At 58.5% G+C, this 14,627-nt stretch carries 14 protein-coding genes; 6 read left to right on the plus strand and 8 right to left on the minus strand.

Annotation, left to right across the window (positions count from 1 at the left end; all coding sequences use genetic code 11):
• Nucleotides 1–2 precede the first annotated feature (2 nt).
• Nucleotides 3–500, minus strand: coding sequence for a response regulator (locus tag Enr8_RS12615; RefSeq protein ID WP_146432032.1), 498 nt, complete (start codon nt 498–500; stop codon nt 3–5).
• A gap of 345 nt (nt 501–845) precedes the next feature.
• Between Enr8_RS12615 and Enr8_RS12620 the strand changes: the two genes are divergently transcribed.
• The 3 genes from Enr8_RS12620 (at nt 846) to sdhB (ending at nt 4,724) form a co-directional block, all read left to right on the plus strand.
• Complete coding sequence (locus tag Enr8_RS12620; RefSeq protein WP_222434865.1) at nt 846–1,688, plus strand: succinate dehydrogenase cytochrome b558 subunit; 843 nt, start codon at nt 846–848, stop codon at nt 1,686–1,688.
• A 99-nt stretch (nt 1,689–1,787) separates the two neighbouring features.
• Nucleotides 1,788–3,767 (plus strand): succinate dehydrogenase flavoprotein subunit, encoded by a 1,980-nt coding sequence (gene sdhA, locus Enr8_RS12625; protein ID WP_146432034.1) that lies wholly within the window; start codon nt 1,788–1,790, stop codon nt 3,765–3,767.
• Nucleotides 3,768–3,860: 93 nt separating this feature from the next.
• Nucleotides 3,861–4,724, plus strand: a complete 864-nt coding sequence (gene sdhB, locus Enr8_RS12630; RefSeq protein WP_146432035.1) for a succinate dehydrogenase iron-sulfur subunit — start codon at nt 3,861–3,863, stop codon at nt 4,722–4,724.
• Nucleotides 4,725–4,747: 23 nt separating this feature from the next.
• Here sdhB and Enr8_RS12635 read toward each other — a convergent pair whose 3' ends face one another.
• The 3 genes from Enr8_RS12635 to Enr8_RS12645 form a co-directional block, all read right to left on the minus strand.
• Nucleotides 4,748–5,074: a tetratricopeptide repeat protein gene (locus Enr8_RS12635; RefSeq protein ID WP_146432037.1), complete on the minus strand. Its 327-nt coding sequence runs from the start codon at nt 5,072–5,074 to the stop codon at nt 4,748–4,750.
• 74 nt (nt 5,075–5,148) lie between these two features.
• Nucleotides 5,149–6,444 carry a tetratricopeptide repeat protein gene (locus Enr8_RS12640; RefSeq protein WP_146432038.1) on the minus strand — a complete coding sequence of 432 codons (1,296 nt, stop codon included), beginning with the start codon at nt 6,442–6,444 and terminating at the stop codon, nt 5,149–5,151.
• Nucleotides 6,445–6,496: 52 nt separating this feature from the next.
• A complete protein-coding gene (locus Enr8_RS12645; RefSeq protein ID WP_146432040.1) occupies nt 6,497–7,843 on the minus strand; it encodes an ATP-binding protein in 1,347 nt (448 codons plus the stop codon).
• A gap of 206 nt (nt 7,844–8,049) precedes the next feature.
• Between Enr8_RS12645 and Enr8_RS12650 the strand changes: the two genes are divergently transcribed.
• A complete protein-coding gene (locus Enr8_RS12650) occupies nt 8,050–8,610 on the plus strand; it encodes a rhodanese-like domain-containing protein (RefSeq protein WP_222434876.1) in 561 nt (186 codons plus the stop codon).
• A 375-nt stretch (nt 8,611–8,985) separates the two neighbouring features.
• On the opposite strand, the gene Enr8_RS12655 is transcribed toward Enr8_RS12650, so the two are convergent.
• Nucleotides 8,986–10,077: a hypothetical protein gene (locus Enr8_RS12655; protein ID WP_186767622.1), complete on the minus strand. Its 1,092-nt coding sequence runs from the start codon at nt 10,075–10,077 to the stop codon at nt 8,986–8,988.
• Nucleotides 10,078–10,566: 489 nt separating this feature from the next.
• Between Enr8_RS12655 and Enr8_RS12660 the strand changes: the two genes are divergently transcribed.
• The gene (locus Enr8_RS12660) at nt 10,567–11,892 is read left to right on the plus strand and encodes a flavin-containing monooxygenase (RefSeq protein ID WP_261342465.1); all 1,326 of its coding nucleotides are present in this window, start codon (nt 10,567–10,569) and stop codon (nt 11,890–11,892) included.
• Between the two features lie 44 nt (nt 11,893–11,936).
• Here the strand turns inward: Enr8_RS12660 and Enr8_RS12665 are convergent, their stop codons facing one another.
• From Enr8_RS12665 to Enr8_RS12675, 3 genes are all read right to left on the minus strand, one after another.
• The gene (locus Enr8_RS12665; RefSeq protein ID WP_146432047.1) at nt 11,937–12,674 is read right to left on the minus strand and encodes an MBL fold metallo-hydrolase; all 738 of its coding nucleotides are present in this window, start codon (nt 12,672–12,674) and stop codon (nt 11,937–11,939) included.
• A 196-nt stretch (nt 12,675–12,870) separates the two neighbouring features.
• Entirely contained in the window at nt 12,871–13,182 is a 312-nt protein-coding gene (locus tag Enr8_RS12670; protein WP_146432049.1) for a hypothetical protein, read from the minus strand.
• 19 nt (nt 13,183–13,201) lie between these two features.
• Nucleotides 13,202–14,119, minus strand: a complete 918-nt coding sequence (locus Enr8_RS12675) for a DUF1559 domain-containing protein (RefSeq protein ID WP_146432051.1) — start codon at nt 14,117–14,119, stop codon at nt 13,202–13,204.
• A 262-nt stretch (nt 14,120–14,381) separates the two neighbouring features.
• Here Enr8_RS12675 and hemP point away from each other — a divergent pair, with 262 nt between their 5' ends.
• The gene (hemP, locus tag Enr8_RS12680) at nt 14,382–14,582 is read left to right on the plus strand and encodes a hemin uptake protein HemP (protein WP_146432053.1); all 201 of its coding nucleotides are present in this window, start codon (nt 14,382–14,384) and stop codon (nt 14,580–14,582) included.
• The last annotated feature ends 45 nt before the right edge of the window (nt 14,583–14,627 follow it).

Genomic DNA, 14,627 nt, shown 5'->3' on the forward strand with positions numbered 1-14,627 from the left:
CGTTAGTTGTCATCCGAGCTAAATCGCTCGGGAAAACGCTGCTCGAGCGCTTCTCGGACCTTCGAGGTAATATCGGGCAGGCTGACCGGTTTGGCCAGCACCGAGAAGACCTCGGCCGAAATCGCCTGTTGGCGGATGATGTCGTCGAGATTGCCGGAGAGCAGGATGCACGGCAGTTGGGAGACGGCGGTGCGGCACTCCACAATCGCTTCGAGGCCTGTTTTCCGCGGCATGTGATAGTCGAACAGCGCTACGTCAATCCGCATCGAGCGGACGACGTCGATCGCTTCGACTCCATCTTTGGCGAGATGAGTTTCGAAACCACGAGCCGCGAAGACCTCGGCCAGCGTTTCGCGAAAGCCGCGGTCATCGTCGGTGATCAACAAGTTCGGGGCGTGAACGATCCCCATTGTTTCATCTTCCGCCGCTTTGCGGTTAAAGAGGGTGACGTACTTGCAGGCATCGTTGTAAGGCTCGACGCCAAAATTCCTATAGAGCAATTTTAATTCCAATTTCGCACAATGCGGCAACGTTTGTAGTAAATCTGGGCCGTATCGAGATTTAGCGCAATTCACCCCTTTTTCATCGGGCTTTGAGTTGCTGCCGAATTGACAGGCGGTTGCCTAGATTACCACCACCGAAGAAATCGAACGAATTTTGCGTAAATGGTTTTGTTGAGGGTACTTCAAAGGACGATTCTGTATGCGGTATAAACAAGAACGCATCGGGCAATGTTGCGTTTTCTTTCGGCCGGTCACGTATCGGCGGATGTCCGAATTGCGTTCTAAGCCCTTGCTGCTAGGACAGTTAGGGTTGTCGCCGATCGCCGCCAATGAGGGTTGCAGGTGAGTAATAAACCCGGTTTCTGGGCTCGTAATGAATTTTTGATTCGTCGGCTCCACTCGCTGACTGGCCTGGTGCCGGTTGGTGCGTACATGATCGTTCACCTGTTGGTGAACGCTAGCGTGGCCGCCTCGCCAGAGACGTTCCAGCGGAACGTTTTCTCCATTCACTCGCTGGGGGCTTTATTGCCGCTGGTCGAATGGACGTTCATCTTCCTGCCGATCATGTTTCACGCGTTTCTCGGTCTGGCGTTCACCATGGGAGCGTCCCCCAACTACTCCGAGTACCGCTACAACAGCAACTTCCGCTACACGATGCAGCGAGCGACTGGTCTGCTGGCCTTTGTCTTCATCGCCTGGCACGTGTTCCACATGCATGGCTGGATTCACAATGAAGCTTGGCTCCACCTGATTCAGGGCTGGGGTGGGATGTTCAAGCCATACAACGCCGCCACGTCGGCCGCCCACGCGATGCAGGCCTCGGTCTTGTACCCGATTCTGTACACGATCGGCGTGCTGGCCTGCGTGTTCCACCTCTCCAACGGCCTGTTCACGATGGGCATCACTTGGGGTATCTGGATCAGCCCGAAGGCGCAGACCGGCGCCAAGTGCGTGACCAGCATCTTTGGTCTGGCCTTAGCCTTGGTCGGCATCACGTCGATCGTCGGACTGTGGACGCTGAAGGACTTCAAAGAGATCCGCGAGAAAGAAAACACCGCGTACGAGTTGTTGGTCGAAATCGGCGACATCCCGCCGAGCGAGCACAAACGTGACCTGCCTGCCGAAGAGCTGGACGAAGCCCCTGCCTTCAACGGCCCCGCCCCGGCGGAAGAGTCAGAAGATTAATCGGGCGGTCAACCGGCAACTTCGCGCTACGATAACAGTACACAACGCACTCCTGGGCCGAGCGACGATCGACCCCACTTGATACGAGGGATACCTGGCATGGCGAAGCAACGCGTTCTGGTGGTTGGCGGCGGACTCGCCGGTTTGGCGGCCACGATGAAACTGGCCGAACTCGGCATCGCGGTCGACCTGATGAGCATCACCCCGGTCAAGCGTTCGCACAGCGTCTGCGCTCAGGGTGGCATCAACAGCGTCAACGACCAGACCCGCCAGTTGGGCGACAATGAGTGGAAGCACTTTGACGACACCATCTACGGTGGCGACTTTCTAAACCATCAGCCGCCGGTCAAAGAGATGGCTGACTGGGCCCCGAAGGTGATCGACCTGATGGATCGCCTGGGCGTGACCTTCAACCGCACGCCGGAAGGGTTCCTCGATCGTCGTCGTTTCGGCGGCACGCTCTACAAGCGGACCGCGTTCGCCGGCGCCACCACCGGTCAGCAGCTGCTCTACGCTTTGGACGAACAGGTCCGTCGCTGGGAAGTGGAAGGTCTGGTCAAGAAGTACGAAGCCTGGGACTTCATGAGCCCGGTGCTCGATGAAGCCGGCGTCTGCATTGGCGCCGTCGCCCAAGACACCGTCACGATGGAGCTGCGGACCTTCAAGGCGGACGCCGTCGTCGTCGCGACCGGCGGTTGCGGTTTGATCTATGGCCGCTCGACCATGTCGATGACCTGCACCGGCAGCGCCGCCAGCCGCTGTATGCAAGTTGGCGCCAAGTATGGCAACGGCGAATGCATTCAGGTCCACCCGACCGCCATCCCCGGCGCCGACAAGCTGCGTCTGATGAGCGAAAGCGCCCGTGGCGAAGGTGGCCGCGTGTGGGTTCCGCGCACGCCGCAAGATTCGCGCAGCCCGAAGAACATTCCGGAGTCGGAACGTTACTACTTCCTGGAAGAACGCTATCCGGCCTACGGCAACCTGGTGCCGCGCGACATCGCCACCCGTGAAATCTTCAACGTCTGCGTCAACGAAGGTTTGAGCGTCGAGAAAGATCGCCAGTGCGTCTACTTGGACCTGACGCACATCGAAGCGAGCGAACTGACTCGTAAGCTGGGCGGTATCCTCGACATCTACCAAAAGTTCCAAGGCGTCGACCCGCGGTTCACGCCGATGAAGATCTTCCCGGCGGTTCACTACTCGATGGGCGGTCTCTGGACCGACTACGAGCGAACCACCGCAGGTGGCCTGATGCCGGGCTCGCCGACCAACCAGGTCACCAACATCCCGAACCTGTACGCGATTGGCGAAGTCGACTACCACTATCATGGCGCCAACCGCCTGGGGGCCAACTCGCTGCTCAGCTGCATTTTCTCGGGGCTGTTTGTGGCGCCCGGTTTGGAGACGCTGCTCAAGAACATGCCGGAAGGATCGGCCGCCGCCGAGCGTCCGCAGTCGCTGTTCGACGCCGCCCTGACCAAGCAGAAGGATCGTCACCAGGCTTTGCTGAAGAACGACGGGGGCGAGAACCCGTACCTGATTCATCAAGAGCTGGGCAACATCATGACCAAGGCCGCCACTGTGGTCCGCGTCAATGAACAGTTGGAGAACGCCATCGGCGTCGTCCACGACCTGGGCGAACGGGTGAAGCGTTGCTCGCTGTCGGATACCGGCTCGTGGTCGAACCAAAACGTGCTGTTCACCAAGGCCCTGCAAGACATGTTCCCGATCGCCAAGGCGATTCTGAAGGGCGCCTTGCAGCGTGACGAATGCCGCGGCGCTCACTACAAGCCTGCCTTCCAGCTGCCTGGTTTGACCGCGGAAGATTACGACGAACGTCACAAACAGGCCGAAACTTGGTGCGACAAGTTCCAAGAGAATGTCGATAAGTTCCTGAAGTCGACGATCGCCACGGTCGATGCTGACGGCGAACCGCAGATTACCTACGAAGACGTCGATACGTCGCTGTTGCCGCCTCGTCCCCGTTTGTACGGGCTGGTCGGCGCCGACATCATCGAAAAGGTCTGGAAGGAACGGACCGCCAAGAAAGCGGCCAACAAGCAGCCGGCCGAGGTTTAATCGCTGGTCGCTAAACGAACCTTACAAAACTAACGTCCTATTCAGGCGTCGCGCCGCGGCGCTGATTCGATTCCGAGGAGTCGCCAGGAAGCCATGATCGCTCACTCTGAAGAACAGCCGAGCCGTCCCAAGCCGCAATCGTTCACCGTCAAGGTGCTTCGCAAAAACGGCCCGGGACAACCTAGCTACTGGGCCTATTTCACGATTCCCTACGAACCGGAATTGAACGTCATCAGCGTGCTGCAAAAGATCGCCGCGCGGGGTGAAGAGGATGGCGGCAAGAAATGTTCGCCGGTCTGCTGGGACTGCAACTGCCTGGAAGAGGTTTGCGGAGCCTGCACGATGGTGATCAATGGTCGGGTGCGTCAAAGCTGCTCGGCCCTGGTCGATCGCCTGCTGGACGAAGATGGCGCCACGATCGAACTTCGCCCGATGACCAAGTTCCCGGTCGTCCGCGATCTGATGGTCGACCGCAGCCGGATGTTCCAGGCCCTGAAAAAGGTCAAAGCGTGGGTGCCAGTCGACGGCTACTACGATCTGGGCCCCGGTCCGAAGCAATCGATGGCGGCGCAAGAAGCCTCTTATCCGCTGTCGGAATGCATGACCTGCGGCTGCTGCGTCGAATCGTGCCCGCAGTTCTCGAAGATCGAGCTGGAGCAGCAATCGAGCGAATCGGCCGAAGCGTTTGCAGAGCGGAAGGAAGCGGAGTACGACGAGAACTTCATTGGCCCGCACGCGATCAGCCAGGTGGTGCTGTTCAACATGAACCCGACCGGCGAGATGAACAAACGCGAACGGATGGACGCGGTCACCGAAGAGGGTGGCATCCAGGTCTGCGGCAACGCCCAGAACTGCGTCTCGGTCTGCCCAAAGCATATCCCGCTGACCCGCAGCATCGCCAAAGTTGGTCGCGACGCGACCTTCCACACACTGAAGAAGTGGTTTGATTGGTCGTAAGGGCGAGCTGTTTTACGCCGCCTTCACTCCACGGGATTGTCGGCAATCATCTCCATGACCAGCGACTGACGAATCGCCGCTTCCGCTTCGGCATGGCGGCCGCGATGGCTCAAGTGCAGCGCGTGGATCTGGTGCAAAAAGTCGCTGCCGGGCGCCTGCTCGATCGCTCGCTGGATATTCTCTTCGCCCAAGTCGAGCTGACCGCATTGGGTCTGGCACCAGCCGAGCGAAGCCAGCGCCTCAGGCTCATTCGGAAACTCGGCCAGCACCTCCAAAAACGCTTCGGCCGCTTGGGCAAAGCGTTTCTGCTGCATCAACAGGTTGGCCCGTCGCATGGGATCGCAGTTCATGGGCAAGGACCAATAAAGGATGGACGCAATCGTGAGTCAGATAGTGCGGTGCGATCGTCTGTACGGCAGATCGGCTACCTGCGAACCCTGGCCGCAACCAGGAAGTTCGTCGCAAATTGCGAGGCGACTCCGCCAAAGCAAAGCGCGAAAAAGGGAAACACCGCCAGATGCAACATCAGCGTGCCCGTATCTTCCGGCACGACCTGAGACGCGATCGATGCGCCGACGCAAATTGAGCCGAGCAGTGCTAAGAGGCCGAAGATCGCCAGGATCGCGTAGCGGGGCCAGCCTTTGTCGCAATCATGGATGTGCGCCACTGATGGCAGCAACACGGCGAAACTGACCGCAACGTACAGCGTTGGTAACGGCGTGTGGGCTCCGAATAGAAAGAGGAGCGATGACGCTGAGCCGATCAGGCAAATGCCGATCCAGTTGGAAGTTTGGATCTGTTCTTTGGAGAGCGCCAGGCGCCCGAGTCGATCAAGCCGCAACACCAGATCGAACAATGGCGACGCGATCCAAGACATCAACACAAACGCAATATAGGCGGCGACGACCGGATAGGTCCAAACGGCGTATTCTGGATTCGCTCTGGCGAACGCCTGGACGGCGCGGTAGCCGACAAAGAGGCCGATAATCACGAACCACCGCATCCGGCCCGACTGCTGCGACATCCACAGGAAATAGCGGAGCATGAGAGAGTAGACGACGTTGCGGGCCTTCAGGCACTCGACCAGGCCAACGCGGGCCATCTCGTCTTGCGGGTTGATCCGGAGCGCTTCGCCAAAGTGCTCGGCCGCTTGTTGATGTTCGCCTGCTTGCAGCAGCGACCAGCCGAGATTGGTATGGGTGTCGGCGTTGTCCGGATCGCGGCGCAGCGCCGTGCGCATCGAATCGGCCGCGTCTTGCGTTTTGCCTTGCTTGGTGAGCGCCGTCGCACGAATGTTCAGGCATTTCACGTCGTCGGGATCGAGCGCGAGTCCTTGTTCGGCCGCCTGTTGAGCGGCGCTCCACGCTTTCGTTTCCAGCATCACTTCGCCGAGACGGGCGTAGTAAACCGGCACATCGGGATCAATGCGGATCGCTTCGCGAATGGAACGCTCGGCATCGTCGGCGCGGTTGCGCGAAGACAAGATCGTCGAGTGGATGAAATGAGCGAAGCTGAACTCGGGATTGATTCGGAGCGCTTCCTGCATGTGAAAGTCCGATTTGTTCGCTTGCTCCAAGGCGCCGCAGGCGAGTGCGGCATACGTGTGCGCTACTGGATTATTGGGATCGCGCTGAATGGCCGATTGCAGCGTTTCAGTCGCCATGTCGAAGCGGCCTTGTTGAATCAACAGCAAGGCGCGGTCAAGTTGCGGATCGGACACGTGGAACTTTCAGCGAAAAGAAGCAGGCGAATAGCGAACGGCGCGGCGGCGATCAGAGTTTCAAGTACTTCAGCACGTCGTCGTAAGCGCCTCCCTGGTTCGAGAAGACGGCGTAGTTTTTGGCCGTCGCGAACCATTCCTGCGTCGACGGCTTCACCTTCTTTCGGGCAGCCAGTAGATCGGCGGTCGTAATCGGCAGCGGAATTCCGGTCTTCATCGCTTCGCTCAATTTCGCTTCGATCGCGATGTCGACGACCGCTTTCAGATCGGCGCCGGAGAAGCCGTCCGCGTTTTTGGCGGCTTGCTTCAGATCGACGTTTTGTTGCGGTTTGCCCCGCAGTTGAACTTCCAGCACTTCGGCCCGGGCTTCCAGGTCAGGCGGCGGGACGAAGATCAAACGATCAAATCGTCCAGGTCGACGGAAAGCGGGATCGACGTGCCATGGCGCGTTGGTCGCCGCCAGGATGACGACCCCATCGTTGTTCGACTCGACGCCGTCCAGTTCTGACAGAAACTGGTTGATCGTTTGCCGCGACGATCCGCTCGCCATGTCGCTGCGGCGGCCGCCAAGGGCGTCGACCTCATCGAAGAACAGAACGCAGGGAGCGTTGCGGCGGGCTTGCTCGAAGATCGCGTGCAGGTTGCGTTCGCTTTGCCCGATCCACATGTCGAGCACGTCGTTGATGCCGATCGAGATGAACGAAGCGTTGATCTCGCCGGCGGTGGCGCGGGCCAGGTAGGTCTTGCCGCAGCCAGGCGGGCCATACATCAAAATGCCGCCGCCTACTTTCTTACCGTACGCGGCGAACATCTCGGCCTGCTCGAGCGGATAGATCGCCTTCATCCGGATGTCTTCTTTGACGACGCTCATGCCGCCGACGTCGGCGAACTTGATGTTGGGGCGCTCGGGGCGATCGACCTCGGGAGGCTCGTCAGTCGGGCCGGTCATTTCGCGAACGCGGCCGGCGACGATCGTTTCTTCTTCCTCTTCCCAACCGCCGCTGACGCCCAACGCATCGGCCAATTGCGGATCGGCGACGCTCTCATCGGCCTCGATCGCTTCCTTGTAGTGAGCGGCCGCCGAGCGATCTTCGCCGGTGGTCAGCAGCAACTTGGCCAACAGCACGCGCGTCTCCGGCGGCGCCTCACCGCGCTCGGCCAGCTCTTCCAGGATGACGATCGCATGGCTGGTCTTCGCCGCTTTGACGTAAGACTCGGCCAGGGCCAGCTTCGCCTCGACGTTGTTAGGGGCGTACGTCAGTGCGGTTTTCAGCTCTTGTTCGCACTCTTGGGTCCGGCCCAAATCGGCCAACGTTCTCGCTAAGTGGAGACGCAGCGGGATGTTATCGGGCGAGACTTCGAGTGCGGCTTGTAGTGGAGCTACAGGGTCGACGGGCATGCTTACCAATCTCCAGCGGGAGGAAAGAAGAGTACCAATATAAGGTATCGGATCCCGAAAATGAAACGACTTCCCCCTTGACATATCGGAAGATAGCGATATATTTGAATTATCAGGACAGGGGAGAGGCTGGTAGCGTGCCGGCGTCTTTCGCCTGCCTGTTCAAGCTGAAGTATTCCTCAGAGAAGGAGCGAATCATGTCCGACATTCAAACCATTTCGCCGGCTCAGTTGGCGGACCGCGAAAAGTCGGGCCAGGCGATCGAGTTGATCGATGTCCGAACCCCGGCCGAGTTCCGCGAGGTCCATGCCTCGGCGGCCCGTAATACGCCGCTGGAGTCGTTGGACGTCGATAGCGTCGTCAAGTCTCGCCGTCTCGACGCAGGGGAGCCGCTGTACGTGATCTGCCGCAGCGGCAAGCGGGCCGATCAGGCCTGTCGCAAATTTGTGGCGGCCGGCTACGAAAACGTGGTCAACATCGAAGGGGGAACCAATGCCTGGGAGGCGGCGAATCTGCCGGTCGAGCGCGGCAAGAAAGCGATGTCGCTGGAGCGTCAGGTCCGGATCGCCGCCGGTTCTCTGGTGCTGCTGGGCGCCGTGCTGGGACTGACGGTCCATCCCTACTTTATTGGCATTTCGGCGTTTGTGGGGGCAGGCCTGGTCTTCGCTGGCGCGACCGACACCTGCGGCATGGCGATGATGCTGGCCCGGATGCCCTGGAACCAAGTGAAAGACGAGCCGCCCGCCAAGAGCTGCAGCATCGCTTAGCTGCCTGTTGAAAAATGCCCTCGTGGCATTTTCCAACCTCGCCAGGCTCAGAGCATGGCTCTTCGCGGCTCGCAAAATAACGACTTACGTCGCTATTTTGGGATCGCATCCCTGCGATCCAGCAGCCCGTTGAGAAAATCAACGGACTGTTAGCCACGGCAGCTCGGAGGGTCGGCTGTGCGGCCGGAGCGACGCGTAGGGACGTCCTTACGCAGCACGTTTTGTCCCCAGTGCTTTCGGGACGCAACCTTGCGTTTCGATTCGACCGCACAGCGAACCCTCCGCTGCTGGGCCGCATCGTTTGATGCACAAGAAAAGGCTCGCCTGATCGACAGGCGAGCCTTTCGTATTTCGTTACGTCGAAGGTGAGATCGCTTAGATTTGCGGATCTTCTTCAAACGATTCGAGCTTGGTCGGGAAGAACAGCTCTCGCACGGCGATCAGCAGGCGCTGTTCGATCGGCGAGTGGCCAGCGTTGATTCCTTTTTGGACCAGCGTGGCGAGCAATGCTTGACCTTCGGGCCAGCGAACGGTCATCACTTTGCTGCAGTCTTCCAGCAGCTGGTAGATGCGAGCGCGGGTGACGCCCAGCATGCGAGCTTGCATGCGAACGCTTTGCGGCTTGCCGCCCAGGCCCAAACGTCCGACCGCCAGGTCGAAGACGGTGTCGCCGGCGTCCAGCTTGATTTGCTTCAGCAGCGCGTCGGCGATGTAAGCGCGGACGTCATCTTCCGAAGGTTGGTTGTCGTCGGCCAGGCGATCGAGAACAAAGCGTTCGACGGCCGGCACAAAGTTCGGTTGCAGCTTCAGGGCGAACTGCTCTTGCGGCTTGACGTTTTCGAGCATCTGGTGAATGCGGAAGAAGACTTCCAGCACCACGCGGACGCGCTTCTCGCCGTGGGTTTTCAGACGACGAATCTCGGCGACGGTGTAGTCGAGATAGAAGCTGAGCGGCGTGTTCCAGATGACCGTCGGCACTTCGGCGAGCGAAGAGGCGAGTCGGCCGAGCTTCTCGTGCTGCAGGTTATGAACGCGAACCGATTCGCGCCATTTGGCCCATAGCAGTTCCGAAACTAAGGTGTGATCGAATTGGCCGTCCGGCGTGCACGGCATGCCCAGAATCTCGTCGCCCTGGGTCGGGGGAGCTTGCTCTTGGGCGCCATACGGCGTCGAATGAGGTTCTTCCTTGGTGGCGCGGTGGAGAAGACGAACCAGCGAACTGATCTTCTTCTGGCCGATGCCCGGGGTCGCCGACAGCTCCTCGAAGGGGGTCGCCAGCAGATCGCCGAGCGAACGTCCGAGAAAGGCGAGCGGCAAACGGCGATCGTTTGGCAACGCCCAGTAGGCGAGAGGTTTTTCGAGTCGATCCTGGAATTTGCTTTCATCCAACAGCGTTCGTTTTACTTCGTCGAAGCTGCTGATTAGTTGGTAATCTTCCGCCGATGCGACCTTGGTCACCCGCATCATAATAGTCTGCTCCTCTTAAAATCGCGTTCTGTTCCGGTCGGCACGGTCTCAGGCATTCGCTGCTATTGAGACTCAACGAACCGCATGAGGACGTGCCGCAGTTACTGATTTGTCAGCAAAGTAATAATTAATCTTCACTAATTCAAAGAAGTTGTCCAGTGAAATGATGATTGGGATTCCCGAAATCTTGTCCTGGCCTCCTAGGGGGACATACTCGAGAATTGTTGCGAAAGTGTTAATGTTCCACACTTTTTTGACCTGCGGTCCCCCGAAAGGATCGAAAGACCACCTTGAAACTGTCAGTTAGATTGTCCGTCCCGACTGGCTGAATGTCAAGCGAAATTCAATTGGAGAAACGAAAAATGAATTCATTTGCGTGCTGAGTAATTAAGCGCCTGGCTCCCCCTGTTGAGACCAAACAACTTTGACTAAGGGAATCTCTTGTCCGTAAGTTCAATATCTACGCCGACGAACCAGCCAACCTATTGTGTGATCGGGGCAGGACCATCCGGGCTGACAGTCCTAAAAAATCTTTTGGAATATGGAGTACAATGTCACGCGCTGGAGCGAGAAGAGGAGGTCGGAGGGAACTGGAACTTCGGCAAGCCGTCGAGCAGCGTCTATCAATCGACCCATCTGATCTCTTCGAAGCGAATGACCGCATATGAAGAATTCCCCATGCCTGGGGCGTTTTCTTCCTACCCCAGTCACTACGAAGCGCAACAGTATTTGTGCAGTTATGCGCGCAAATTTGATCTTTATTCCCACATCCAGTTTCGCACTGCGGTAAACCACATCGCTCGGCTTGCGCAAAACCAGTGGGAAGTCCACGTCGAAGGGGAGTCTGCGCCCCGAATTTACGCCGGCGTCATCATCGCCAACGGACATCATTGGGATCCGCTGGCGCCCGAGATCGATGGCAGCTTCCATGGCGAGGTGATCCATTCGCGGCAATTCAAGTTCAGCGAGCAGCTGCGCGATAAGCGCGTCTTGGTGATTGGCGCCGGAAATACGGGCTGCGATATCGCGGTGGAAGCGGCGATCCACGCTCGCTCGGCCGCGATCAGCATGCGGCGCGGTTATCACTTCGTGCCCAAGTTCATCCGTGGTAAACCGTCGGACGTGGTGGGGGATCGTTTGCGATCATGGCCACTGCCCCAGTCGCTGAAGCGGTGGGTCATTCGGCAGTCGATTGGGTTTGCGCTCGGTCGGCCCGAGAAATATGGTCTCCCCCGCCCCGATCATGAGATCTTCGACACCCACCCGATCATCAACTCGCAGCTTCCTTATTACGTAGGACATGGCCGCGTGCAGGTTTTCCCCGATGTGCAGCGATTCGAGGGGGACCAGGTCGTCTTCGCCGATGATCGCCGCGAGGAATTTGATCTGGTGATTCTGGCGACCGGCTACAAGCTGTCATTTCCCTTTATCGATCTCGCCGAGCTGAATCCGCAAAACGGGATGCCGCGGCTTTTCTTGCATGCGTTTCATCCCGATCGAGACGACCTGTTTGTGGCCGGTATGATCCAGCCGAACAGCGGGCAATGGCCCCTGACCGAACTGCAGGCCAAGATCATAGCCCGCTTTATCGCCGCCCAAAGGACCAATCCGGAAGTCGCCGCCTGGTTCCGCGCGCTAAAGCACTCCAGCGGACTCGGCCTGCCGCAGCGGCGCGAATATCTCGACTCGCCCCGGCATCGGCTCGAGGTCGACTACTACCAATACCGCGAGACGCTGCGGAAGCTGGTCGCGCGCATGGACGGAGTGCAGCCGATTGAAAAAGCGGAAAGCGGAAAGCGGAAAGCGGAATCGTAGGTTCACGTTCCGTCTGCCTCTTCCATTCTATCTCCGCTTTTCCCCTAAAACTCGATCACCATTTCGTCTTCCGCCAGAACTGTGTCGGGGAAGATCTGCTGGGCGATTTCGACGCCGACCGGATCGTCGATGTCATCGAGCGGATTGACGTGGGTCAGCACGAGCCGGCCAACCCCAGCCGCTTTGGCGACTTGGGCGACCGGCGTGATGCAGCTGTGGCCGGTTGTCTGGGCGAACTGATCGAGCCCGTCGGGGAAATAGCATTCGTGCAGCAGCAGGTCGACGCCGCGGATCTTCTCGAGGTAGTCGGCAGTGACGGCGGCGGTGGTGTCGGTCACATACGCCATGCTGCGACCCGGCAAGTCGATCCGATAACCGACGCTGCCGCCAGGGTGTTTGAGCGGGAACCAACGGAGGCGGCCGCCTCCCGATAGGGCGACGTCTCCCTTGAGCGGAACGAACTGACACGGCGGGGCGACCGGAAACAGCAGCGGCGACAACAGGTGTTGGCAGATCGCGTCAATCTTCGGCTGCTCGGCATGCACGCGGACCTGCGTCTCTTTCTGATAGAGCGTATCGAAGAGGAACGTGATCCCCATCACATGATCGAGATGGGCGTGCGACAAAAAGATGTCGAGCTGCGGCGTCGCGATCCGGCTGCGAACGCGATGGAAACCAGTCCCGGCGTCGAGCACCAGGCCGATCTCGGGCAACATAAAGCAGGCGGTTTGTCGGGTCTGGCTGGGATGATAGCCGGAAACGCCGAGACAATGAAGTTGCATGACGACGGCGCGTGCTCGGGAAGAACGGGAAAGTAAGCGGCGCCAGCGCCGCGACCGTCTCCTATGGTAGAAGATGCCGCGAGCGGATGCGACGCCTATCTACGCTGCCGAGATATGCAAAAAAAGCCGCCGCGACGTCTCCCGAAGGAAACGCCGCGACGACTGCTGCTAGGAGTCGGTAGTAGCCCGTATCAGGCTACTTGTTTTGCGAAACGTTATCGTCCGTCGGTCGTTCGCCCGGCACCGCAGGAATATCTTTCTTCCTTTCTGGTATGACCACGTTCATCATGAACTTGTGCCAGTTGCGTTCCGATTGAAGTTTCGTGTCGCCTAAACGCAGGCTCTCAAAAGAGCTCTCATCGTACTTTTGAGAAACCGGCAGTTGCTTCCATTTCTCGACGGTAAGAGGACCCTGTTCGCCCAAATTGGCCGCAGGTGCGGTCGCTTCGCCACAGCCGCATGGTGCAACGGCGACGATAATCAATAGCCAAATATCGATGCGATTCATCGTGCGTCTCACCTAGTTGTTACGGAAGCGGCGCAACTTCGTTGCCAGCGCGGGTGGCGACTGCGTCGTAGATTTCCTGGTCGATCGTCTCGGCAACAAATCGAACCGAGCCATCGCACAAGCCAAATTGTGCTCCGCCGGGATGTTGGCTGCGATATCCACCGTATACGGTCGACGTATTGTCGTGCTTGTTGAAAGGAACGAACGTTGACCCCCAGCCATATAGGTATCCATAGGCCCAGACAGCGCCGTAGGAAGTGGAGGGAGTGCCTTGCGGCATGAAATCGGTCTCGCCATTGAGGAACGTATTCGACGTGCCATCGACGATATCGCGGAACTTAGTTGGGCTTCGATGGTTCGGGCTTGTAGCGTCCTTCTCTTTGATCGGGATGATCGCGCCGTTAAACGTAGGTTCGTCAACTCCGTAGTAGGGTGCGTACCAGAGCAAAGAAGTGTCCTGAGTTCCCGCACAAAATTGGTAGCTGCTCGGTGCGCGATCTTCGCCAAGTGACGAGGTCAGCGCGCCGCTTGGCATTACCATGCTTGGGCACAAGTAGGTCGGAATGATTTGCGATGTCAGCATGAAATTGGTCCAGCCGTCACCATCGGCGTCGTTTGTGCTGGCGCGGCTTTCCGTGGGATCCCAGCGACTCGCGATCGCATCGGATTCAATAAACGGCATAATTTGAATCCAGCCGGTCAGGTAGGTCGTGGTTTCGTCACTATCAACTGCATCCTTGACTGCGTATGGGAATTCCAGGTAGGTGTCGTGGAAGTTATGAGTTGCCAGCCCTATCTGCTTCATGTTATTGCTGCAAGACATTCGGCGGGCCGCTTCGCGGGCCTGTTGGACGGCCGGCAACAGCAGCCCGATCAGCACGCCAATAATGGCGATCACCACCAACAACTCAACTAACGTAAAACCGCGACGACGCATGGTCGGCTCTCCTTCTGAACTAGCCCGTGGGGCGGAAATAGGGGGGATTTTCGCAACGCGTTTGGGTGCGACCGTGTGGGCTGGCAGGAGAGCTGGCGAACGGTAGACGGAATTTTGCGAGAAAACTCGGGGGATGCGTTGCAAGTAAAACTGATATCGAGTATCAATATCGATGTACGAAGTTTAGCGGCACGTCGGTGGCACTGTCAACGACCAGCCTCGAAAAAACTTCCTTTCGCCCGATTTCTGCTTGGACCGACCCATGGAAAGCGAACCATCGCAACGCACAAACGACCGTCAAGACGCCCCCATTTCGCCCGAACAGGCACTGGCCGGCCTCAACGCAAAGGTGGTCGATTCCAACGAGTTAATGGATGGCAGCAACGAGATTTTGATCTCTCATAAAGGCGCCGTTTATCGCCTGCGCGAAACCCGCAGCGGCAAGCTGATTTTGCAAAAGTAACGCGGTCTCCGCCGAATATTTGCTTCGTCGAATTCGCCTCGCTAG

The organism is Blastopirellula retiformator (genome assembly GCF_007859755.1).
Lineage (GTDB): Bacteria > Planctomycetota > Planctomycetia > Pirellulales > Pirellulaceae > Blastopirellula > Blastopirellula retiformator.